This window comes from Janibacter terrae, assembly GCF_039636765.1.
Taxonomy (GTDB): Bacteria; Actinomycetota; Actinomycetes; order Actinomycetales; family Dermatophilaceae; genus Janibacter; species Janibacter terrae.
This window is the reverse complement of record NZ_CP144167.1, coordinates 2,582,744-2,603,970: the sequence shown is the minus strand read 5'-3', so window position 1 is coordinate 2,603,970 and position 21,227 is coordinate 2,582,744. Positions and strand designations below refer to the sequence as shown.

Here is a 21,227-nt window from a genome sequence, read left to right as displayed (position 1 = left end):
CCGGCGTGTCGCTCAGCCTGCGGCCACCGGGTGGTCGCCCTTCGCGCGCAGGCGCAGGCCGGCGGCGCTGGCCACGAGCAGCACGGCCCCGGCGACGAGCAGGGCCCCGGCGGCGCCGAGCGCACCGTCCGAGTAGTCCACCGCGGCCTCGGTGGCGGCCATCGTCAGCGCGACGACTCCGACGCCGAGGTAGGGCCACGACTGCGTCCGGACGTAGGCGAGGAAGCCGAGGACGCCGACGACCGCCAGCAGCGCGTAGGAGACCCACGCGTGCTCCCAGCCCATGGCGACCTGGGCGCCGAGGATCGCCAGGACTCCTCCGACGGCGCGCCCGAGATGGGTCTCGCGCCACAGCCCGGTCTCGGTCAGGGCGATCCATGCGGCGGCGAGCCCGAGGAGCGAGGCCGCGGCCACGAGCGGGGCGTTGTCCGAGGCGTCCGGCCCGAGGGCCAGCGTCATCGTCGTGATGGCCGCGGTGAATGCGGCGCCGAGCTGGCCGAGCCCGGTCGGCACGAAGCGGTAGCCGAGGACCATGAGCGCGCACGCCGTGCCGAAGCCGATGCTCACCGTGTAGGGCTCGCGCAGGTCGAGGACGTGGGTCGCCCACACCCCCGCCGCGCCTCCCGCGACAGCGGCGGCCGCCACGGCCAGCGTGCCCGCCAGGAGCAGCCGGGCCTGCCGCGCCAGCTCGGGGAGGGTCGCGGCGGAGCGTGCCGTGAGCCGGACGGCGAGGGCGCCGGCGGCCAGGACGAGGGCGCTGACGAGCAGTGCCGCGACGCGGGTGCCCGGGCCCATGCGCGACCACTGCGAGGCGAGGAAGACCGCGGCTGCCGCGATGACGAGGATGCCGCCGAGGTAGCCGGCGATCTCCGCGGCGATCCGGCCCGCAGGCGGGCGCGCAGTGGCTGGCTCCGGCCCGACGTCCACCTGGCGGGCCAGCACGGCGCCCGCCCGGTCCCGGTCGCCCTCGGCGACGACACCCGCCCGGACGAGGTCGTCGGCGATCTGCCGGGAGCGAAGGGGGAGTGGGGCCTCGTACGCGCGCCTGCCCATGGTGAGCCTCCTGAGGACGACACCGCCGTGGCGTCACTCCCATTGTCCGCCCGGCGTGCCCGCCGTGGGAAGACCCGTCGTGCGTAGGACAATGGGGTGCATGCCCCTCTACCGCGACTCCGGAGTCGTGCTGCGCACCCACAAGCTGGGCGAGGCCGACCGGATCATCACCGTGCTCACCCGCGGGCGCGGCAAGATCCGCACGGTGGCGAAGGGGGTCCGCCGCACGAAGTCGAAGTTCGGCGCCCGCCTCGAGCCGGGCATGCACGTCGACCTGCAGTGCTACGAGGGCCGCAACCTCGACACCGTGACCCAGACCGAGTCGATCGACGCGTGGGGCGACGTCATCGCCCGCGACTACGCGCGCTGGACGGCGGCCACCGCGATCCTCGAGACGGCCGACCGGCTGACCGAGGAGCACGAGCCAGCGCTGCAGCAGTACCACCTGCTCGCGGGTGCGCTGCGCTCGCTCGCCCAGGGTGACCACGCCGCCGAGCTCGTCCTGGACGCGTACCTCCTGCGGGCGCTGGCGGTCGCTGGCTGGGCACCGAGCTTCCACGACTGCGCCCGGTGCGGCGACGAGGGCCCGCACCGCGCCTTCCACGTCGCCTCCGGTGGCGTCGTGTGCCGCAGCTGCCGCGTCCCCGGGGCCAACGCCCCCGCCCCCGAGACCCTCACCCTGCTCGCCGCGCTCCTCGCCGGTGACTGGGTGGTCGCGGATGCCTCCCTCGACCGGCACCGACGGGAGGGGTCCGGCCTGACCGCCGCCTTCCTCCAGTGGCACCTCGAGCGCGGGGTGCTCTCCCTTCGTCACGTCGACCGCACCCAACCGCAGAGGACCGGATGAGCCGCTACGAGACCCCCTTCGCCCACCCGAGCGGGGCCACCCCGCCGCCCGTGCCGGCCGATCTCGTGCCCGGTCACGTCGCGATCGTCATGGACGGCAACGGCCGCTGGGCCAACCAGCGGGGCCTCGCCCGGACCAAGGGCCACGAGGCGGGGGAGGGCGCGCTCCTCGACGTCGTCGCCGGGGCCCTGGACATCGGCGTCAAGCACCTGTCGACCTACGCCTTCTCCACCGAGAACTGGCGCCGCTCGCCGGAGGAGGTGCGTTTCCTCATGGGCTTCAACCGGGACGTCATCCGCCGGCGGCGCGACCAGCTCGACGCGTGGGGCGTGCGCATGCGCTGGGTGGGACGTCGCCCGAGGTTGTGGAGCTCGGTCATCAAGGAGCTCGAGATCGCCCAGGAGATGACCCGCGACAACGACGCGATAACGTTGTACTTCTGCGTCAACTACGGCGGTCGGGCCGAGATCGTCGACGGCGTCCGGCGGATCGCCGACGACGTCAAGGCCGGCCGGCTCAAGGGCTCGGGCATCGACGAGCGGACGATCTCGCGCTACCTCACCGAGCCGACCATGCCGGACGTCGACCTCTTCCTGCGCAGCTCGGGGGAGCAGCGCACGAGCAACTTCCTGCTCTGGCAGTCGGCCTACGCCGAGATGGTCTTCCAGGACACGCTGTGGCCGGACTACGACCGGCGCCACCTGTGGGAGGCCATCGAGACCTACGCCCAGCGCGAGCGGCGCTACGGCGGCGCGGTCGACGCACCATCGGGCTCCTGAGTCGCCCCGAGTGCATCAACCCGGCGAAGGGCGTTCAGGACCAGCCGCGCTCGATCGTGCACCCGACGCCGACACGGGCCGAGACGACGTCGTGGCATACGCTGTCGAGGCCCGCGCGACCTGCGTTCATCGATCTGTCACATGAGGAGAACGTATGTGTCGAGTCCTTGCCTACATCGGTCCGGAGATCTCGCTGGAGAATCTCTTGCTCAAGCCGACGAACAGCCTGATCAACCAGTCCCTCGACCCAGAGACCCATCCCGAGCTCCAGCTCGTGGGATGGGGTTTCGGAGCGTGGAGCGAGCACCTGCTCAAGCCGGAGGAACCCTTCATCTACCGCCGGCCGACGGCCGCCTTCTACGACGACAACGCCACGCGCATGCTCCCCAGCCTGCAGGCCAGCACCATGTTGGCGCACGTCCGCGCTGCCGCCTACGAGGCCAAGGTCGTCATGGCCGACGAGAACTGCCACCCCTTCTGCTTCGAGGGGACCCGGTGGATCGTGGCGCAGAACGGCTACCTGCCGGGCTGGCAGGTCCTGCAGCGGGAGCTGCTGCAGCACTGCAAGGACGAGTACCTGACGCAGATGCTCGGCACGACCGACACGGAGTTCATCTACGCCCTCTTCCTCTCCCTGCTGGAGGGTGACGGTGACGAGGATGTCCAGCGCGCGGTCGAGGAGCTGCTGCGCCTGATCGCCAAGGCGATGAAGGACCTCGAGCTGCCGGGGCTGACCAAGCTGAAGATGGGCCTGGTCTCCCAGGACCGGGTCATCGGGATCAACTGGGGGCTCGGGCACCAGGGCGAGGTCGACCCGGAGGGGGACTGGCGGGAGCTGCGCACGGCTGACGCCGGCACCGACGACCGCGCCCTCTCCATGCTCCTGGAGCCGATGTACCTGTTGCTGGGTCGCAACTTCCAGCACGACGAGGCGAACTACGGCTTCCAGGAGTGCACCGAGGAGAAGGCCACGGCGGCCATCTTCGCCTCCGAGCCGTTGAGCGAGGAGGGCGATGGCTGGTTGCCCCTGGAGTACGGATCGATCGTCTTCCTCGCCAAGGACGGCGAGCACATCACCAAGTCCGTCAGGCAGCTCCAGCTCTAGGTCGTCGGCCGGGAGGCGCACTCCTCGCAGCGTCCGAAGAGCTCGAGGGTGTGCGCCACGTCGCTGAAGCCGTGCTCCGCGCTCACCCGGTCAGCCCATCGCTCCACGGCCGGGCCCTCGACCTCGACCGTGCGGCCGCAGTCACGGCAGACGAGGTGGTGGTGGTGCCCGGTGCTGCAGCGTCGGTAGACGATCTCGCCGTCGTCGGTGCGCAGGGCGTCCAGGGCCTCCTCGTCGACCATCGCCTGCAGGGTCCGGTAGACCGTTGCCAGGCCGATCTTGTCCCCACCGGAGACGAGGCTGGCATGGATCTCCTGCGCTGACCTGAACTCGTCGTAGCGATCGACGTCGGCCTCGATCGCGTTCCTCTGCCGAGTCGGTCGGCGGGTACGGGTGTCGGTCATCGGGGGCTCCCCTCGAGGGTCGTGTCGGCGGGCGTGTGCTCCGGGTCGTGCTCGTCCCAGTGGTCGCCGTGCCGGGCGTGCCGGTGCCCGTCGTGCAGGTAGTCGACGTGGTCGCCGTGCAGGACGACGTCGTGGCCGCAGTCCTCCCAGTGGACGTGCTCGTGGACCTCTGCCGTGCGGTGGCCACGACGGCGCAGGGCGCGCAGCGCGGTGACGGCGGTGGCCGAGACGACGAAGACCGCGATGGCGAGCAGCACGATGGTCGCGCCGGACGGGGTGTCGGCGTAGAAGCTCGTGAAGACCCCGCCGACGCTCGTCAGCGTGCCGACGACGACTGCCCACCGCAGGCTCCCGCGGAAGGACCGCCCGAGGTACTGGCCGGTCGCGTTGGGCAGGATCATCAGCGCGCTGATGAGCAGCAGGCCGATGACGCGCATCGAGATGACGACCGTGACGCCGGTGAGGACGGCGAGCAGGATGTTGGTGCCCAGCACGGGCAGTCCCGAGGCGCGGGCGTACTCGTCGTCCTGGGCGACGGCGAAGAGGCGCTCGCGCAGCACGAGCACGGTGACGAGGACGACTGCGGCGAGGACCGCGAACTGGACGAGGTCGCTGCGGGTGACCGTGGTGAGGGCACCGAAGAGGTATCCCTGCAGGTTGGTCGCCGAGCCGGACGGCGCCTTGGCGATGATGACCACACCCGCCGCCAGACCGCCGTAGAACATCACCGCGAGCGCGAGGTCGCCACCGGTCCGCCCGAGGTGGCGCAGCAGCTCGATCGCCACGGCCGCGACGACGACGACGGCCAGGGCCGTGAGCACGGGCGAGGTGCTCGTCAGCAGGCCGATGCCGACGCCGGCGAGCGCGACGTGGCCCATCCCGTCACCGATGAGCGACATGCCGCGCTGGACGAGGAAGACGCCGACGAGCGGCGCGGACGCCCCGACCAGCAGCGCGGCGAGGAGTGCGTTGCGCATGAACTCGAGACCGAGGATGTCGATCACCGGGGTCCCCCCTTCGTCGTGATGATGGTCGAAGGGAGGGCCGAGGGTGCCGGCTCGTCCTCACCCTCGTGGTGGGTGTGGGCCTGTGCGTCGGCGGTGAGCTCGTCCGGGGCGCAGTCCTGCTCGATCGTGCCGCCGCGCACGACCACGGCCCGGGTGACGATGTCGGCCAGCGCGTCGACCTCGTGGGTGACGATGACGAGGGTCGCCCCACGGGCGACGAGACGTCGCATCACGGCGACGAGCACCTGCTGGTGGCCGCGGTCGACCCCGGCGGTCGGCTCGTCCATGACGAAGACGTCGGGACGGCTCGCGAGCGCGCGCGCGATGAGCACCCGGCGCTGCTGGCCGCCGGAGAGCGTCGCGACGTCGTGGTCGGCGAGGTCGCCCAGGCCGACGACCGCGAGGGACTCGGCGACGAGCGCGCGGTCGGCCGAGGAGCGGATCCGCCACGGCGCCCACCAGGGCGTGCGCACCGTGCGTCCCGTCGTCACGATCTCGGAGGCGGTCGCCCTGACGGCCGAGGCGAGGGTGTGGCGCTGCGGGACGTACCCGATACCGGCCCGCGCGTCCGCGCTGCCGACCTCGTGGCCGAGGACTCGGGCGGTGCCGGCGTGCTGCTCGGCGATCCCGAGCAACCCCTTGACCAGGGTCGACTTGCCGGCCCCGTTGGGTCCGAGCACGGCGACGACCTCACCGCGGCGGACGGTGAGGTCGACGTCGTGGACCACGACGCGGTCGCCGTAGCCGAAGGCGGCGCCGGTCAGCTCGATCACGGGAGGGGCGGACGAGGTCAACTGCACCCCTGTCCCTTGCGGACGGTGGCCAGGTTGCTGCGCATGACCTCAAGGTAGTCCGATCCGGCGGACTCGTCCGTCAGTCCCTCGAGGGGGTCGAGGACGGCGACCTTCGCCCCGGAGTCGCGGGCGATGGTCCGGGCGACATCGGCGGGCACGAGGGTCTCCGCGTACACGGTGTCGACCCGCTCCTGCTTGACGTGCTTGATGAGGTCGGCCAGCGCGCTGGGGCTCGGCTCGCTGTCCGGGCTCAGGCCGCTCACCGACTCCTGGTGGAAGCCGTAGCGGTCCGCGAAGTAGGCGAAGGCGGTGTGGCCCGTCACGAGGTCCTGGCTGCGGCAGTCGGCGAGCCCGGCCCTGAGGTCCTTGTCGAGCGCGGTCAGCTCACCCGTGAACTCCTTGGCGTTCGCCCGGTAGTCCGCGGCGTGGTCCGGGTCGGCCTCGGCGAAGCGCTCGGCGACGGCGTCGACGACGTCCGCGTAGCGCGTCGGGTCGAGCCAGAAGTGGGGGTCGACGGCCCCGTGGCCCTCCTCGTGGGCCGCGTGCTCCTCGGCGCTCTCGCCCTCGTGCCCCTCCTCCTGAGGTGCCTCGAGGTCCAGACGAGCGGCCGACGAGACGTCGAAGGCGGAGTCGCCCGCCTCCTTCGCCGCGTCGTCGACGGAGGGCTGGAAGCCCTTGAGGTAGACCAGGGCGTCGGCCCGGCTGACGTCGAGGACCTGGTTGGGCGTGAGCTCGAGGTCGTGCGGCTCGGCGCCGGGCTTGGTGAGGTTGGTGACCTCGACGTGGTCACCGCCGACCTGCTCCGCCGCCTCCTGCAGGGGGTAGAAGCTCGTCGCCACCGACAGGCTCGCGTCGCCCGCACCGTCCGTGGCGTCCTCGCCGGAGCCGCAGCCCGTGAGGGCGAGCAGGAGGGCGGAGACGCTGAGGACGAGACGGTGTCGGGACTTCATGAGAACGATTCTCACCGCACGTGAGAATCGTTGTCAACTTCAGCGGGGTACGACCTTGATCACCGTCAGGCCGACGAGCAGGACGATGACGGCGATGCGCATCAGGCGCTCGCTCGCGGTGAGGCGCGGCCAGGACAGCCCGAGCATCCACAGCAGGAAGAGCACGACCAGGCCGAGGGGGATCGCGCCCCACGGACCGAGGAAGCTGCCGAGCAGCACGAGCGCGAAGACGACGACGATCGGCACGAGCGGCGGCAGCTGGGACAGCGCCCAGGTGAGAGGCAGGCTCGCGCGCTCGAAGGCGTTGGTCGCGACGGGCTCGGGACGGGGCGTGGGGCTGCTGGACACCCCCACAGGGTAGGCGGGCCGATGCAGGGGTCGGTCCGCGGCCCGGATAGCCTCTGTCCCATGGCCAAGCAGACCTCCACCGTCGACACCGTCGTCAACCTCTGCAAGCGCAGGGGTTTCGTCTTCCCCTGTGGCGAGATCTACGGAGGCACGCGCTCCGCGTGGGACTACGGACCGCTCGGGGTCGAGCTCAAGGAGAACATCAAGCGCCAGTGGTGGAGGTCGATGGTCACCGGCCGCGACGACGTCGTCGGCCTCGACTCCTCGATCATCCTGCCGCGCGAGACCTGGGTGGCCTCCGGACACGTCGGGACCTTCACCGACCCGCTCACCGAGTGCCTCAACTGCCACAAGCGCCACCGCCTGGACCACCTGCAGGAGGCGATCGCGGACAAGGCGGCGAAGAAGGGTCAGGAGGTCGACCCCGACTCCATCCCCACGAGCGAGATCGTCTGCCCGGACTGCGGCACCCGCGGCCGGTGGACCGAGGCCCGCGAGTTCAACATGATGCTCAAGACCCACCTCGGGGTCATCGAGGACGAGTCCGGGCTGCACTACCTGCGCCCCGAGACCGCCCAGGGCATCTTCATCAACTTCAACAACGTCCTGCAGACCTCGCGCAAGAAGCCTCCCTTCGGCATCGCGCAGACCGGCAAGTCCTTCCGCAACGAGATCACGCCGGGCAACTTCATCTTCCGCACCCGCGAGTTCGAGCAGATGGAGATGGAGTTCTTCGTCAAGCCGGGCGAGGACGAGGAGTGGCACCAGTACTGGATCGACGAGCGCACCCGCTGGTACACCGACCTCGGCATCAAGCCGGAGAACCTGCGCCACTACGAGCACGCGCAGGAGAAGCTGTCCCACTACTCCAAGCGGACCGTCGACATCGAGTACCGCTTCAACTTCGCCGGCAGCGAGTGGGGCGAGCTCGAGGGCATCGCCAACCGCACGGACTTCGACCTGACGAGCCACAGCAAGCACTCCGGCACGGACCTCGTCTTCTTCGACCAGGCCAACAACGAGCGGTACACGCCGTACGTCATCGAGCCGGCGGCGGGGCTGTCGCGCTCGATCATGACCTTCCTCGTCGACGCGTACGCCGAGGACGAGGCCCCCAACGCGAAGGGGGGCGTGGACAAGCGCACCGTCCTGCGCCTCGACCACCGGCTGGCTCCCGTCAAGGCGGCCGTCCTCCCGCTGTCGCGCAACGCGGACCTCTCGCCCAAGGCGCGCGACCTCGCCGCGCAGCTGCGCAAGAGCTGGAACGTCGACTTCGACGACGCGCAGGCCATCGGCAAGCGCTACCGCCGCCAGGACGAGATCGGGACGCCCTTCTGCATCACGGTCGACTTCGACACCCTCGAGGACGACGCGGTGACCATCCGCGAGCGGGACTCGATGGAGCAGCAGCGCATCTCCATCGACCAGGTCGAGTCCTTCCTCGCGCCCAGACTCCTCGGAGCCTGACGGGGATGACCGGGCGGGGAGCCCCCCTTCGCCTCCTGCTCGTCCACGGCAGCCGGCTCAACGCCGCCGCGTGGATCCCGCTGGAGGAGGCCCTCCTCGGCCGGGTCGTCTGCGACCACCTCGACCTGCCCGGGCACGGGCTGCGGCGGGCGGACGCCTTCACGATGGGGGCGGCGCTCGACGCGGTCACCGACGCCGTCGCCGCGCTCGACCCGCAGGCGCACCGGGTCGTCCTCGCCGGGCACAGCCTCGGCGGGTACGTCTCGATGGAGTGGGCGGCGCGCCACCACCACGTCCTCTCGGGGCTGGTGCTCCTGGGCTCGACCGCGCAGCCGTCCTCGCGGCTCGCGGGCATCTACCGCGCCTTCGGCAGCGCCTTGCGCGCCGGCCTCGGGGACGAGCGGCGCGTCGGGCGCATCGAGGAGACCGACGCGGCGTCCCTGCGCCGGATCATCGGCCCGCGCACCGCGCAGGCCGTCCTCCAGCGGGGACGGGGGCTCGCCGCGATCCCCGACGCCTGGGACGCGGTCATCAACGAGGTCGACCTCGCCTCGCTGCGGGACGTCGACGTGCCGGTGCTCGCGATCAACGGCGAGTACGACCAGTTCCGCGTCGGCGAGGCCGCGGCCCGTCGCCTGCGGCGGGACCTGCAGGTCGTCCACGTGCACGGCGCGACGCACTTCGCCCCGATGACGCACCCGGCGCCGGTGGCGCAGGCGATCTGCGACTTCGTGGCCGCCCTGCCCGACTACTGAGCGCCGGTCGCGATCTCGCGGGACGGGTCGGTGATCCACTCGCTCCAGCTGCCGACGTAGACGTCGGCCTCGACGCCCGCCTCGTGCAGCGCCAGGGCGGTGTGCGCCGCGGTGACGCCGGAGCCGCAGTAGGTGCCGACGACCGTCACCTCGTCGATGCCCTCCCGGGCGAAGCGCTCCCGCAGCTGCGCCGCCGGGCGCAGTCGTCCGTCGTCGGTGACGAGCTCGGACATCGGCACGTTGACCGCTCCGGGGATGTGGCCGGCGACGGGGTCGATCGGCTCGCTCTCCCCTCGGAACCGCTCGGGGGAGCGGGCGTCGACGAGCACGCCGAGCTTGGCGGTCGCGGCCGCGTCCTCGGCGTCGAGGGCGACGAGCTCGTCGCCCTCGAGGTGGACCTCGCCGGGCTCCGGCGTGACCGGCTCGGTGCTCACGGCACCGCCGGCGGCGCGCCAGGCAGCGAGGCCGCCGTCGAGGACCCGGACGTCCTCGATCCCCGCCCACCGCAGGACCCACCACGCGCGGGCTGCGCCGAGGGAGGTCGCCTGGTCGTAGACGACGACCCGCGTCTCGTCGCCGATCCCGGCGGCGCGCAGGCCCTCCTGCAGGACCGCGACGTCGGGGAGGGGGTGGCGCCCGCCGTCCCCGGGCGGTCCGGCGAGGACCGCGTCGAGGTCGACGAAGGGAGCGCCCGGCACGTGGCCCTGGGCGTACAGCGCCGGACCCTGCCCGTCGAGCGTGTACTGCACGTCGAGCACGACGAGGTCGTCGTCACCCAGCTCGTGCTGCAGGTCGGCGGCGGTGATCAGGGCGCTCATGGGGTCTCCTCGGGGTGGGGGTGCAGGGGGGCGATGGGGATCTCGTAGTCGCCGAAGTCGTGGTAGGCGCGCGGGTCCTCGCGCGGCTCGATGTGGGTGGTGACCTCGAGGTCGGGGAAGTCCCGGTGGAGGACCTGCTCGAGGTCCTCCACCACGTCGTGGGCGCGGCGCACCGACCACGCGCCGGGGACGAGGACGTGCACCTCCGCGAAGGACAGGTGGCCGGCGCCGCGGGTGCGCAGGCCGTGGAAGTCGATCTCAGCGGTGCGCTGGGACTCCAGCACGGCGGCGAGGGCGGCGTTGACCTCGGGGTCGAGCGCCTCGTCCATCAGGCCGCGTCCGGACTCGTCGAGGAGCTTCCACCCGGTCCAGATGATGTTGGCACCGACGAGCAGCGCGACGATCGGGTCGAGCTGCTCGATCCCGGTGACCACGACGAGGAGCACGCCGACGAGCACGCCGACGGAGGTCCACACGTCGGTGAGCAGGTGCTGCCCGTCCGCCCGCAGGGTGATCGACCGGTGCTCGCGCCCCGCGCGCAGGAGCACGAAGGCGACGGCGCCGTTGATGACCGAGGCGACCACCGAGATGGTCAGGCCGATGCCGGCCTGGCTGATCGGCTGCGGGTCGAGCAGGCGCGCGATCGACTGCCAGATGATGAAGGTCGCGGCGACGAAGATCATCCCGCCCTCGATCGCGGCGGAGAAGTACTCGGCCTTGCTGTGACCGTAGTGGTGGTTGTCGTCGGCGGCCCGCGCGGCCACGCGCAGCGCGATCAGCACGGCGATCGCCGCGACGAGGTTGACGATGGACTCGGCGGCGTCGGCGAGCAGGCCGACGGAGTCGGTGATGTACCAGGCGCCCGTCTTCAGGGCGATGGTCGCCACGGCCGCGGCGATGGAGAGCCAGGCGAACTTCTCGAGGTTGGGTCGGGAGGTGGCCGGGGAGTCCATGTGTGCGATTGTCCCTGCTCGTGCTCGCGGTGCGACACTGGGAGGCGCGATGAGCACCCAGACCCTTGATCCCACCACCCCGGCGACCACGGGGGAGCGCGTGCTGCCTCCCCTTCGCATCGGCCGCCACGTCATCGACTCACCGGTCGTCCTCGCCCCCATGGCCGGCATCACCAACCGCGCCTTCCGTCGGCTCTGCCGCGAGGCGGGCGACGCGGGGCTCGCCGCGAGCGGCCTGACGGGCGCGAGCAGCCTCTACGTCAACGAGATGGTCACCTCGCGCGCCCTCGTCGAGCGCACGCCCGAGTCGCTGCGCCTCATCGAGCACGACGGGGACGAGCGACCCCGGAGCGTGCAGCTCTACAGCGTCGACCCGGCGACGACCGCCGCGGCCGTGCGGATGCTCGTCACGGAGGAGCGCGCCGACCACATCGACCTCAACTTCGGCTGCCCGGTCCCCAAGGTCACCCGCAAGGGTGGCGGCGCGGCGCTGCCGTGGAAGCGCGACCTCTTCCGCGCGATCGTCGCCGCCGCGGTCACCGAGGGGGCGAAGGGGGAGATCCCCGTCACCGTGAAGATGCGCGTCGGGATCGACGCCGAGCACCACACCTACCTCGAGGCCGCGACCGCCGCCGTCGAGGAGGGCGTCGCGGCCGTGTCGTTGCACGCGCGCACCGCGAGCCAGGCCTACTCCGGGCAGGCGGACTGGGGACACATCCGGCTCCTGAAGGAGACCGTGACCTCCGTCCCGGTTCTCGGCAACGGCGACATCTGGTCGGCCGAGGACGCGCTGCGCATGGTCGAGGAGACCGGCTGCGACGGGGTCGTCGTCGGGCGGGGGTGCCTCGGCCGGCCCTGGCTCTTCGCCGACCTCTCGGCCGCCTTCGCCGGCACGCAGGTGCGGGTGCGCCCGACCCTCGGGGAGGTCACCGCGACCCTGCGCCGGCACGCCGAGCTGCTCACCGACTTCTACGACGGCGACGAGCTGCGCGCCTGCCGCGACATCCGCAAGCACATCGCCTGGTACCTCAAGGGCTTCCCGGCCGGCTCGACCGTGCGCAACCAGCTCGCGCTCGTCGACTCGCTCGCCGCCCTCGACCGGCTCATCGCGACGATGGACCCCACCAGTCCCTGGCCGGGCGAGGCCGCGGAGGGCCAGCGCGGCCGCGCCGGCTCCGCCCGCGTCGTCGCCCTGCCGGACAACTGGCTCGCCTCGCAGGAGCTCGACGAGGCCCAGCGGGCGCAGGTCGCCGCCGCCGAGCAGTCGGTCGCCGACGGCGGCTGACCCTCACCCCACGACGACGAGTAGGTCGCCCCCTTCGACCTGCTGGCGACCACCGATCGCCAGGCGCGTGACGGTGCCGGCCTGCGGGGTGGTGATCGCGGCCTCCATCTTCATCGCCTCGATCGTCGCGACCGTGGCCCCCGCCGCGACCTCGTCGCCCTCGGCGACCTGGAGCGTCACGACCCCGGCGAAGGGGGCCGCGACGTGACCGGCGGCGCTCGGGTCGGCCTTCTCCGCGGCGACGACGTCCGCCTCGACCGTGCGGTCGCGGACCTGGACCGGGCGCAGCTGACCGTTGACCGTGCCCATGACGGTGCGCATGCCCTGCTCGTCGGGCTCGCTGACCGAGGACAGGCCGAAGGTCAGCGTCTTGCCCGGCTCGATCTCCACGTCGTGCTCCTCGCCCTGCTCCAGGCCGTGGAGGAAGAGGCCCGTGTCGAGGACCGAGGTGTCGCCGAAGGTGGCTCGCGCCGTGCGCATCTCGTCGGTCGGTCCGGGGAAGAGCAGCTCGTTGAGGGTCTCGCGCGGGTGCTCCCGCAGGGCCTGCTCCTGCTCCGGGGTCAGCTCAGCGGTCGGGGGCTGCTCACGGCGGCCCTCGAGCGCCTTGCTGCGGAAGGGCTCGGGCCAGCCGCCGGGCGGGTCGCCGAGGTCGCCGCGGAGGAAGCCGATGACCGAGTCCGGGATGTCGAAGCGGGCCGGGTCGGCCTCGAACTCGGCCGGGTCGGCGCCGAGGCCGACGAGGGCGAGCGCGAGGTCACCGACGACCTTGCTGCTCGGCGTCACTTTGACGATGTTGCCGAGCATGGCGTTGGCCGCGGCGTACATGTCCTCGACCTCCTCGAACCGGTCGCCGAGGCCGAGGGCGATCGCCTGCTGGCGCAGGTTGGACAGCTGGCCACCCGGGATCTCGTGGCGGTAGACCCGCCCGGTGGGGGAGGCCAGGCCGGACTCGAAGGGGGCGTAGAGGCGGCGCACCCCCTCCCAGTACGGCTCGAGGGCGAAGACCTGCTCGATGTCCAGGCCGGTCGGCCGGCCGGTGCCGTCGGTCGCGCCGACGAGGGCGGAGAGCGAGGGCTGCGAGGTCGTGCCGGCCATCGTCGCGCTCGCGGCGTCGACCGCGTCGACGCCCGCGTCGATCGCCGCGAGGAGGGTGCCGATCTGGCCGCCCGCGGTGTCGTGCGTGTGCAGGTGGACGGGCAGGTCGAAGCGCTCCCGCAGCGCCCGCACGAGGGTGGCGGCGGCGGGCGCCCGCAGGAGCCCGGCCATGTCCTTGATCGCGAGGACGTGCGCGCCGGTGTCGACGATCTGCTCCGCGAGGCGCAGGTAGTAGTCGAGTGTGTAGAGCCGCTCGCCCGGGTCGAGCAGGTTGCCGGTGTAGCACAGGGCGACCTCGGCCACGGCCGTGTCGGTGGCGAGGACCGACTCGACCGCCGGGCGCATCTGGCTGACGTCGTTGAGCGAGTCGAAGATGCGGAAGACCGACAGGCCGCTGCGCGCCGCCTCGGCGACGAAGGCATCGGTGACCGTCGTGGGGTAGGGCGTGTAGCCGACGGTGTTGCGACCGCGCAGGAGCATCTGCAGCGCGATGTTGGGCATGGCCTCGTGCAGGGCCGCGAGCCGCTCCCACGGGTCCTCGTGGAGGAAGCGCAGGGCGACGTCGTAGGTCGCCCCGCCCCAGGCCTCGACCGAGAGCAGCTGCGGGGTGAGGCGGGAGACGTGCTCGGCGACGTGGAGCAGGTCGCGGGTGCGCACGCGGGTCGCGAGGAGCGACTGGTGGGCGTCGCGGAAGGTCGTGTCGGTGACCTGGACGTCGGTGCGCTCGCGCAGGTCGGTGGCGAAGCCGGCCGGGCCGAGGCGCAGGAGGCGGTCGCGGCTGCCTTCGGGCCGGTCGCCGGTCGGCAGCTCGGGCAGCTTGGTGCGTGGGCGCAGGTCGCTCGTCCGGGGGCCGTGCGGGCGGTTGACGGTGACGTCGGCCAGGTAGGTGAGCAGCTTGGTGGCCCGGTCCTTGCCGACGGGCGCGTCGACGAGGTGGGGGCGCTCGTCGATGAAGCTCGTCGTGACGCGCCCCTCCTGGAAGGCCGGGTCGGCGAGCACGGCCTCGAGGAAGGGGAGGTTGGTCGCCACGCCGCGCACGCGGAACTCGGCGAGCGCCCGGCGGGCGCGACGGACCGCGAGCGGGAAGGTCGCGGCGCGGCAGGTGAGCTTGACGAGCATCGAGTCGAAGTGGGCGCTCACCTCGGCACCGACGAAGGTCGTGCCGCCGTCGAGCCGGACGCCGGACCCGCCGGCGGAGCGGTAGGCCGAGATGGTGCCGGAGTCGGGGCGGAAGCCGTTGGCCGGGTCCTCGGTGGTGATGCGGCACTGCAGCGCGAAGCCGTGCGTGCCGATGTCCTCCTGCCGGTGCCCGAGCCCGGCGAGCGTGGCGCCCGCGGCGATCTGCATCTGCATGACGACGAGGTCGACCTCGGTGACCTCCTCGGTGACCGTGTGCTCGACCTGGATGCGGGGGTTCATCTCGATGAAGACGTAGCGGCCGTCCTCGCCGAGGAGGAACTCCACGGTGCCGGCGTTGACGTAGCCGATCGACCGGGCGAAGGCCACCGCGTCGGCGCACATCCGCGCGCGCAGGTCCGGGTCGAGGTTGGGGGCCGGGGCGATCTCGACGACCTTCTGGTGGCGGCGCTGCACCGAGCAGTCGCGCTCGAAGAAGTGCAGCACCTCGCCGGAGGCGTCACCGACGACCTGGACCTCGATGTGGCGCGGGTTGACCACGGCCTCCTCGAGGTAGAGCGTGGGGTCGCCGAAGGCGGACTCGGCCTCGCGCTGGGCCGCCTCGAGCGCGGCGCGCAGGTCCTCCCGTCGTCCCACCCGGCGCATGCCGCGCCCGCCGCCACCGCTCACGGCCTTGACGAAGACGGGGAAGCCGATCTCCTCGGCCGCGGCCTCGAGGGCGTCGAGGTCGGTCGTCGCGTCGGCGCCGACGAGGGTCGGCAGGCCGGCGGCCTTCGCCGCGGCGATCGCGCGGGCCTTGTTGCCGGTGAGCTCGAGGACCTCCGCCGGCGGGCCGATGAAGGTGATGCCGTGGCGGGCGCACTCCTCGGCGAGCTGGGGGTTCTCGGAGAGAAACCCGTAGCCCGGGTAGACGGCGTCGGCGCCGGCCTCGCGGGCGACCCGCACGATCTCCTGCGGGTCGAGGTAGGCGCGGACGGGGTGACCGGCCTCGCCGATGACGTAGGCCTCGTCGGCCTTCATCCGGTGCTCCGACATGCGGTCCTCGACCGGGTAGACGGCGACGGTGGTCGCGTCGAGCTCGGTGGCCGCGCGGAAGGCACGGATGGCGATCTCGCCTCGGTTGGCGACGAGGATCTTGCGGAACATGGAGCCTCCGGGGTGTGTCGGCAGTGTCCCCGCGACGCTAGCCCCACCGGTGCGATGACGAAGGCGGCGTTCCGCAGGGTGGAGTGCGCGTCGCCCGTCGTAGGCTCGCCAGCGTGAGCGAGAGCAGCGACCGGGAGCGGTGGGTCTCCGAGGACCCGGTGCACAAGCGGGCCGACCGTGACGACTTCGCGCGCGACCGGGGTCGTCTCATCCACTCGGCCGCCCTGCGCCGTCTCTCCGCCAAGACGCAGGTGCTCGGGCCCGGCAGCGACGACTTCGTCCGCAACCGGCTCACGCACAGCCTCGAGGTCGCGCAGATCGGCCGCGAGTTCGGGGGGGCCCTCGGCTGCCGGGCCGACGTCGTCGAGGTCGCCTGCCTCGCGCACGACCTCGGGCATCCCCCCTTCGGGCACAACGGGGAGACGGCGCTGGACGAGGTCGCGGCCGGGATCGGCGGGTTCGAGGGCAATGCGCAGACCCTGCGGATCCTCACCCGGCTCGAGCCCAAGCGGGTCCACCCCGACGGTCGCCCGGCCGGCCTCAACCTCACCCGCGCGAGCCTCGACGCGGCGACCAAGTACCCGTGGCGGCGCGGTCACGGGCCTGCTCCCACACCCAAGTTCGGCGTGTACGAGGACGACGTGGCGGTCTTCGAGTGGATGCGCGAAGGGGGGGCCGGCGGTGTCGTGCGCTGCCTCGAGGCCGACGTCATGGACTGGTCGGACGACGTGGCGTACTCCGTCCACGACGTCGAGGACGCGGTCGCCTCGGGCCGGCTCGACCTGCGGCGGCTGCGCGACGGCAGCGACGCCGAGGCCGTGCTCTCGGTCGCCGCGACCCACTTCGCCCCGGACCTGGGCCGGGACGCCGTGGGCGCGGGCCTCGAACGCCTGCTCGCCACGGGCGCGGTCCCCACGGACTACGACGGGTCCCGGGTCGCCCTCGCGGGGCTGAAGGACATGACCTCACGGGTCATCGGGCGCTTCGTCCACGCCGCCGAGGCGGCGACGCGCGCGGTCCACGGCCCGGGCGACCTCGGCCGCTACGATGCCCGCCTCGTCGTGCCGGACGAGTCGCGCGCCGAGGTGGCCGTGCTCAAGGCGGTCGCCGCCCACTTCGTCATGTTCTCGGGGGAGCGGGACGACGAGTACGCCCACCAGCGCCGTGTCGTGGCCGACCTCGTCCAGTGGTTCACGGCCGACCCCGAGGCGCGCTTGGACGCCGACCTGCGCCCCGACCTCGAGGCCGCCCCCGACGACGCCGCCCGGCTGCGTGTCGTCGTCGACCAGGTGGCCGGCCTGACCGACGTGCGCGCGCTCGCGCTGCACGCCGCGCACTGCTGAGCAGCCGCCGGGTGAACCCCGGGTGACAGGGGAGTCCTCCCCATTCCCGCTCCTCGGGGGCTGCTGACAGGGTCGGTGCGACCGAGAGGCCACCGGCAGGAGAAGCACGTGATGCTCACCCACGCGATGGACCCCGCGCGGGTCCGGGAGGTCGCGGCGACCCTGCGCGCGCAGGCCCGCACGGTCGAGGACCTGCGGACCTCCGGGCAGGCGAGCTCCCTGGTCCTGCGCGGGGCCTGGCAGGGGGGCGACACCGAGGCGCTGCTCTCGGAGTGGGACGACCTCAGCCCGCGGCTGACGGATGCGGCCCGGACCCTGCACGAGGTCGTCGCCGCGTTGCACCGGGGTGCCGCGTCGCAGGACGCGACGTCGGGCGAAGGGGGCGGGGCACCCCCTTCGTCGACCAAGACGTCCGCGGCAGACACCAACCCCGCCCCGCGGACCGTCATGGCGGGGGCGCCGGACCCCGGGACCGGCCAGATGACCGAGGGGGAGGCGGAGCGGTGGCGGGCGGAGCACACCGACGGCGTCAACCCGGCATGGGACATCGACCCGGAGGAGGGGACGGCGATCGTCAGCGGGCGGGCCGTGCCGAACAACGACTTCGCGGGGCGGACGTACGACGGCCCCCAGTGGAGCGAGGAGCTGCAGGAGCGCTACCCCGACGGGGTGGAGATCGACGAGTTCGGCTTCCCGGACTTCTACCCCTACGTCAACGCGGAGCACGGGCCGGTGCTCATCGAGCTCACCGAGACCTCGAGCAAGGACATCCGGCTCGCCTACGAGGCGGCCGGCATCGACAAGGACGAGGCCAAGGCGCTCCAGGAGGACTGGGTCTGGCACCACACGCACGCCTACGACCCCGAGAGCGGGCGCGGTGAGCTCGTCCTCGTCCCGCGTGACCTCCACGCCGCGGTCAAGCATGCTGGGGGCCGGTCACTGCACAAGCACGACGGAGCCGAGACGAGCGACTGATGGACTTCCGCACCAGCTACCCAGCACCCGACGAGTCGAGCCTGCGCGCCCTCGAGGCCGCCCTCGGCGTGCCGTTGCCTGCCGACTACCGGGCGTGGTTGCAGGGCAACGGTGGTGGCGTCACCGAGGACGACCTCAAGTACGGCACCGACGACCTCTCGGTCGAGGAGCGCACCCACCCCGTGGTCACGATCTTCTTCGGGCTCGGGGTGGCGGACCGCGAGCTCGACCTCGGCGGGGCCCGCGGTGTGTACGACCGGCGGCTGCCGCCCGAGGTCACCCCGATCGCGACCAACGACGCCGGCGACCTCGTCTGCCTCGCTGTGGCGGGCGAGCACGCCGGGTCCGTGTGGTCCTGGGCGCACGAGGAGGAGTCCGCCGACGGGCCGTCGTGGGCCGGCCTGACCCGCGTGACGGACGGGTTCACCCCCTTCGTCGACGGGCTGCGCGCCGTCCCCTGGTGACCGGGCCCGGCCCGGCCGCCGCCGGCACCTAGACTCGGAGGCCACGAGGGCGAGACCAGGAGGTGGCCGTGGCGGGACGGATCCGTGCCGAGGACGTGCAGGCGGTCAAGGAGCGCTCCTCGATCACCGACGTCGTCCGTGAGCACGTCAACCTGCGCGCCGCCGGCATCGGCTCGATGAAGGGCCTGTGCCCCTTCCACGACGAGAAGACGCCGAGCTTCACCGTCCGCGAGACCGTCGGCGCGTACCACTGCTTCGGCTGCGGCGAGGGCGGTGACGTCATCTCCTTCGTGCAGAAGCTCGACCACCTGACCTTCGCCGAGGCCGTCGAGCGGCTCGCCGGCAAGCTCGGGATGGAGCTGCGCTACGAGGAGGGCGGCGGCCCCCGCGACGGGGTGGGGCTCGGCAAGCGCTCGCGGCTCATCGAGGCGCACCGCGCTGCGGCAGAGTTCTACCACTCCCGGCTGCTCGAGACGCCCGAGGCGCGCATCGGCCGGGACTTCCTGCGGGAGCGGGGGTTCGCCTCGCCCGAGGCCAAGCTCTTCGGCATCGGCTACGCGCCCCGCTCCGGCGAGGAGCTCGCCCGCCACCTGCGCGGCAAGGGCTTCAGCGACGAGGAGCTCACGATCGGTGGCCTGTGCGGGCGCGGCTCGCGCGGGCTCTACGACCGCTTCCGCGGCCGGCTCGTCTGGCCGATCCGCGACATCACCGGCGACACCATCGGGTTCGGCGCGCGGCGGCTGTGGGACAACGACCGCATCGGCGCGAAGTACCTCAACACCACCGAGACGCCGATCTACAAGAAGTCCAACGTCCTCTACGGCCTCGACCTGGCGAAGAAGGCCATCCGGGACGAGCGTCGCGTCGTCGTCGTCGAGGGGTACAGCGACGTCATGGCCGCGCACCTGTCCGGGGTCGAGGGCGCCGTCGCGACCTGCGGCACCTCCTTCGGGGCGGACCACATCAAGGTCATCCGGCGCATCGTGCGGGACGAGGAGGACCTCGCACCCGCCAAGGTCATCTTCACCTTCGACGGTGACGCGGCCGGGCAGAAGGCCGCGATGGCCGCCTACGCCCAGGACGACAAGTGGGCCAGCCAGAGCTTCGTCGCGGTGGCCAAGGACGGCATGGACCCGTGCGACCTGCGCCTGCGCGAGGGCGACACCGCCGTCCGCGAGCTCGTCGAGGACGCGGTGCCGATGTTCGAGTTCGCCGTGCGGACGCTCCTCGCGCGCTTCGACCTCTCGACCGCCGAGGGGCGGGTGCAGGGGATGCGCGCCGTCGCGCCCGTCATCAACAGCATCCGCGACACCTCCCTCCGCCCCGAGTACGTGCGCACGGTCGCCGGCTGGGTCGGCGTCGAGGTGGACCAGATGCGCAGCGCGGTCGACCGGGCCGGTCGCCTGCAGGCACGCGAGGACGCGAAGGGGGACTCCCGCGCCAACCCGGAGACCCCCGAGCCGACCCGGGGCGAGGCCTCCTCCGGCATCCCGGCCCCCAACCTGCGCGACCCGATCGTCATGGCCGAGCGGCAGCTGCTCCAGTCGCTGCTCCAGCACCCGCAGATGTTCAGCCCCGAGGACCTCGACGCCATCGAGCCGGAGAGCTTCACCGCGCCGGCCCACCGGTCGGTCTTCGACGCGATCCGCGAGGTCGGGCCGCTCGAGCAGGGCGTGACGCTCTCGTCGTGGCACGCCCGGATCGACGAGGCGACGCCGCTCGCCGTGACCTCGCTCGTCGCCGAGCTGTCGGTCGCCCCTCTTCCCGTCGTCCACGACCAGTCGACCGGCATGCCCCCACCGAGCTACACCCGATCGCTGCTCGTGCGCGTGCGCGAGGTCTCGATCAGTCGCCGCATCTCCGACGCGATGTCGCAGATGCGACGCCTCGCCGCCGACCCGTCCGCGGATCAGGGCGCACTGCGCGAGCTGTCCCTGGCCCTGCAGACGCTCGAGCGGCAGCGCGCCGCCCTGAGGGAGGCGGTCCAGTGAGCCGGTTCCGCTGGCGGCGCGAGCGCGCCGTCCCCGTGCCCGACGACGTGGCGCTCGCGCGCGGCGAGCGGGTGCTCGCGACCGCCCGGGCCGGGGAGTCGACGCTCGTGCTCACGTCGCACCGGCTCCTCGTCCCCGGCGTGACGGACGAAGGGCGTGCCTGGCACCTCGTCGACCGCGGGCGGTGGGACCCCGGGACCGACACCCTGTCGGTGACGTGGGTCGACCACGCGCCCGGGGGGCGGTGGGTGCTCACCGAGGCGGGGGGCGTCCCGGACGCCTTCCACGAGCGGGTGCAGGCCAGCATCGTGCTCGTCGAGGAGGTCGTCCTGGACCGCACGCGCCGGGCCCGCGTGGTGCTGCGCAAGGACCTCGCGACCGACCGGATCCTCGCCCAGACGATCGTCGGCCCCCGCTGCGACCCCGACGACCCGGAGCTCGTCGCGGCCACCGAGGCGGCCGCCGCGCGGCTCGCCGAGCAGGTCGGTCGCGAGCCCTGATCCCGATTACG

Annotated in this window: 20 protein-coding genes; 11 read left to right on the top strand and 9 right to left on the bottom strand. The window is 72.6% G+C overall.

Going from position 1 to position 21,227, the window contains the following annotated elements:
• Positions 1–12: 12 nt before the first annotated feature.
• Positions 13–1,053, bottom strand: coding sequence for a hypothetical protein (locus V3C34_RS12865; RefSeq protein ID WP_346007337.1), 1,041 nt, complete (start codon positions 1,051–1,053; stop codon positions 13–15).
• Between the two features lie 100 nt (positions 1,054–1,153).
• On the opposite strand from V3C34_RS12865, the gene recO reads away from it, so the two are divergent.
• From recO to V3C34_RS12850, 3 genes are all read left to right on the top strand, one after another.
• Positions 1,154–1,900 (top strand): DNA repair protein RecO, encoded by a 747-nt coding sequence (gene recO, locus V3C34_RS12860; protein ID WP_068323098.1) that lies wholly within the window; start codon positions 1,154–1,156, stop codon positions 1,898–1,900.
• Positions 1,897–2,679, top strand: coding sequence for an isoprenyl transferase (locus V3C34_RS12855; protein ID WP_346007336.1), 783 nt, complete (start codon positions 1,897–1,899; stop codon positions 2,677–2,679). Before recO ends, V3C34_RS12855 begins: the two co-directional genes overlap by 4 nt.
• 154 nt (positions 2,680–2,833) lie before the next feature.
• A complete protein-coding gene (locus tag V3C34_RS12850) occupies positions 2,834–3,784 on the top strand; it encodes a class II glutamine amidotransferase (RefSeq protein WP_068423527.1) in 951 nt (316 codons plus the stop codon).
• Here V3C34_RS12850 and V3C34_RS12845 read toward each other — a convergent pair.
• Genes V3C34_RS12845 through V3C34_RS12825 form a run of 5 tightly spaced genes read right to left on the bottom strand, consistent with a single transcriptional unit; the run spans position 3,781 to position 7,287 of the window.
• Positions 3,781–4,188 carry a Fur family transcriptional regulator gene (locus V3C34_RS12845; RefSeq protein ID WP_068423532.1) on the bottom strand — a complete coding sequence of 136 codons (408 nt, stop codon included), beginning with the start codon at positions 4,186–4,188 and terminating at the stop codon, positions 3,781–3,783. The genes V3C34_RS12850 and V3C34_RS12845 overlap by 4 nt on opposite strands.
• The gene (locus V3C34_RS12840; RefSeq protein ID WP_345913964.1) at positions 4,185–5,192 is read right to left on the bottom strand and encodes a metal ABC transporter permease; all 1,008 of its coding nucleotides are present in this window, start codon (positions 5,190–5,192) and stop codon (positions 4,185–4,187) included. The genes V3C34_RS12845 and V3C34_RS12840 overlap by 4 nt, the downstream gene beginning before the upstream one ends.
• Positions 5,189–5,968 carry a metal ABC transporter ATP-binding protein gene (locus tag V3C34_RS12835; RefSeq protein WP_345913963.1) on the bottom strand — a complete coding sequence of 260 codons (780 nt, stop codon included), beginning with the start codon at positions 5,966–5,968 and terminating at the stop codon, positions 5,189–5,191. The genes V3C34_RS12840 and V3C34_RS12835 overlap by 4 nt, the downstream gene beginning before the upstream one ends.
• Before the next feature lie 17 nt (positions 5,969–5,985).
• A complete protein-coding gene (locus tag V3C34_RS12830; protein WP_338537942.1) occupies positions 5,986–6,939 on the bottom strand; it encodes a metal ABC transporter substrate-binding protein in 954 nt (317 codons plus the stop codon).
• A gap of 39 nt (positions 6,940–6,978) precedes the next feature.
• On the bottom strand, positions 6,979–7,287 hold the full coding sequence (locus tag V3C34_RS12825) for a DUF6703 family protein (RefSeq protein WP_346007335.1): 309 nt from the start codon (positions 7,285–7,287) through the stop codon (positions 6,979–6,981).
• A gap of 60 nt (positions 7,288–7,347) precedes the next feature.
• Here V3C34_RS12825 and V3C34_RS12820 point away from each other — a divergent pair, with 60 nt between their 5' ends.
• Both V3C34_RS12820 and V3C34_RS12815 read left to right on the top strand, forming a co-directional pair.
• Positions 7,348–8,754 carry a glycine--tRNA ligase gene (locus V3C34_RS12820; RefSeq protein ID WP_068323117.1) on the top strand — a complete coding sequence of 469 codons (1,407 nt, stop codon included), beginning with the start codon at positions 7,348–7,350 and terminating at the stop codon, positions 8,752–8,754.
• A gap of 5 nt (positions 8,755–8,759) precedes the next feature.
• Positions 8,760–9,509: an alpha/beta fold hydrolase gene (locus tag V3C34_RS12815; protein ID WP_068323120.1), complete on the top strand. Its 750-nt coding sequence runs from the start codon at positions 8,760–8,762 to the stop codon at positions 9,507–9,509.
• Here the strand turns inward: V3C34_RS12815 and V3C34_RS12810 are convergent.
• Together V3C34_RS12810 and V3C34_RS12805 are read right to left on the bottom strand one after the other, a co-directional pair.
• The gene (locus V3C34_RS12810) at positions 9,503–10,327 is read right to left on the bottom strand and encodes a sulfurtransferase (RefSeq protein ID WP_068423541.1); all 825 of its coding nucleotides are present in this window, start codon (positions 10,325–10,327) and stop codon (positions 9,503–9,505) included. The genes V3C34_RS12815 and V3C34_RS12810 overlap by 7 nt on opposite strands.
• Entirely contained in the window at positions 10,324–11,280 is a 957-nt protein-coding gene (locus V3C34_RS12805; protein ID WP_338537945.1) for a cation diffusion facilitator family transporter, read from the bottom strand. Before V3C34_RS12805 ends, V3C34_RS12810 begins: the two co-directional genes overlap by 4 nt.
• 49 nt (positions 11,281–11,329) lie before the next feature.
• Here V3C34_RS12805 and dusB point away from each other — a divergent pair, with 49 nt between their 5' ends.
• Positions 11,330–12,565: a tRNA dihydrouridine synthase DusB gene (dusB, locus tag V3C34_RS12800; RefSeq protein ID WP_346007334.1), complete on the top strand. Its 1,236-nt coding sequence runs from the start codon at positions 11,330–11,332 to the stop codon at positions 12,563–12,565.
• A 3-nt stretch (positions 12,566–12,568) separates the two neighbouring features.
• Here the strand turns inward: dusB and V3C34_RS12795 are convergent, their stop codons facing one another.
• Complete coding sequence (locus V3C34_RS12795) at positions 12,569–15,943, bottom strand: pyruvate carboxylase (protein WP_338537947.1); 3,375 nt, start codon at positions 15,941–15,943, stop codon at positions 12,569–12,571.
• A 113-nt stretch (positions 15,944–16,056) separates the two neighbouring features.
• Between V3C34_RS12795 and V3C34_RS12790 the strand changes: the two genes are divergently transcribed.
• The 5 genes from V3C34_RS12790 to V3C34_RS12770 all read left to right on the top strand — a co-directional run bounded on the left by V3C34_RS12790 (position 16,057) and on the right by V3C34_RS12770 (position 21,216).
• Positions 16,057–17,286 (top strand): deoxyguanosinetriphosphate triphosphohydrolase, encoded by a 1,230-nt coding sequence (locus V3C34_RS12790; RefSeq protein WP_346007333.1) that lies wholly within the window; start codon positions 16,057–16,059, stop codon positions 17,284–17,286.
• Between the two features lie 111 nt (positions 17,287–17,397).
• Positions 17,398–18,261 carry an HNH endonuclease gene (locus V3C34_RS12785; RefSeq protein WP_346008567.1) on the top strand — a complete coding sequence of 288 codons (864 nt, stop codon included), beginning with the start codon at positions 17,398–17,400 and terminating at the stop codon, positions 18,259–18,261.
• On the top strand, positions 18,261–18,725 hold the full coding sequence (locus V3C34_RS12780; RefSeq protein ID WP_068323142.1) for an SMI1/KNR4 family protein: 465 nt from the start codon (positions 18,261–18,263) through the stop codon (positions 18,723–18,725). The genes V3C34_RS12785 and V3C34_RS12780 overlap by 1 nt, the downstream gene beginning before the upstream one ends.
• A 68-nt stretch (positions 18,726–18,793) precedes the next feature.
• A complete protein-coding gene (gene dnaG / locus V3C34_RS12775) occupies positions 18,794–20,716 on the top strand; it encodes a DNA primase (protein ID WP_068323145.1) in 1,923 nt (640 codons plus the stop codon).
• Entirely contained in the window at positions 20,713–21,216 is a 504-nt protein-coding gene (locus V3C34_RS12770; protein ID WP_346007332.1) for a hypothetical protein, read from the top strand. Before dnaG ends, V3C34_RS12770 begins: the two co-directional genes overlap by 4 nt.
• Positions 21,217–21,227: the final 11 nt, after the last annotated feature.

Coding starts and splice junctions, on each gene's coding strand:
- V3C34_RS12865 (WP_346007337.1), bottom strand. CDS start 1,053: ATGGGCAGGCGCGCGTACGAGGCCCCACTCCCCCTTCGCTCCCGGCAG.
- recO (WP_068323098.1), top strand. CDS start 1,154: ATGCCCCTCTACCGCGACTCCGGAGTCGTGCTGCGCACCCACAAGCTG.
- V3C34_RS12855 (WP_346007336.1), top strand. CDS start 1,897: ATGAGCCGCTACGAGACCCCCTTCGCCCACCCGAGCGGGGCCACCCCG.
- V3C34_RS12850 (WP_068423527.1), top strand. CDS start 2,834: ATGTGTCGAGTCCTTGCCTACATCGGTCCGGAGATCTCGCTGGAGAAT.
- V3C34_RS12845 (WP_068423532.1), bottom strand. CDS start 4,188: ATGACCGACACCCGTACCCGCCGACCGACTCGGCAGAGGAACGCGATC.
- V3C34_RS12830 (WP_338537942.1), bottom strand. CDS start 6,939: ATGAAGTCCCGACACCGTCTCGTCCTCAGCGTCTCCGCCCTCCTGCTC.
- V3C34_RS12820 (WP_068323117.1), top strand. CDS start 7,348: ATGGCCAAGCAGACCTCCACCGTCGACACCGTCGTCAACCTCTGCAAG.
- V3C34_RS12815 (WP_068323120.1), top strand. CDS start 8,760: ATGACCGGGCGGGGAGCCCCCCTTCGCCTCCTGCTCGTCCACGGCAGC.
- V3C34_RS12810 (WP_068423541.1), bottom strand. CDS start 10,327: ATGAGCGCCCTGATCACCGCCGCCGACCTGCAGCACGAGCTGGGTGAC.
- V3C34_RS12805 (WP_338537945.1), bottom strand. CDS start 11,280: ATGGACTCCCCGGCCACCTCCCGACCCAACCTCGAGAAGTTCGCCTGG.
- dusB (WP_346007334.1), top strand. CDS start 11,330: ATGAGCACCCAGACCCTTGATCCCACCACCCCGGCGACCACGGGGGAG.
- V3C34_RS12795 (WP_338537947.1), bottom strand. CDS start 15,943: ATGTTCCGCAAGATCCTCGTCGCCAACCGAGGCGAGATCGCCATCCGT.
- V3C34_RS12785 (WP_346008567.1), top strand. CDS start 17,398: ATGCTCACCCACGCGATGGACCCCGCGCGGGTCCGGGAGGTCGCGGCG.
- V3C34_RS12780 (WP_068323142.1), top strand. CDS start 18,261: ATGGACTTCCGCACCAGCTACCCAGCACCCGACGAGTCGAGCCTGCGC.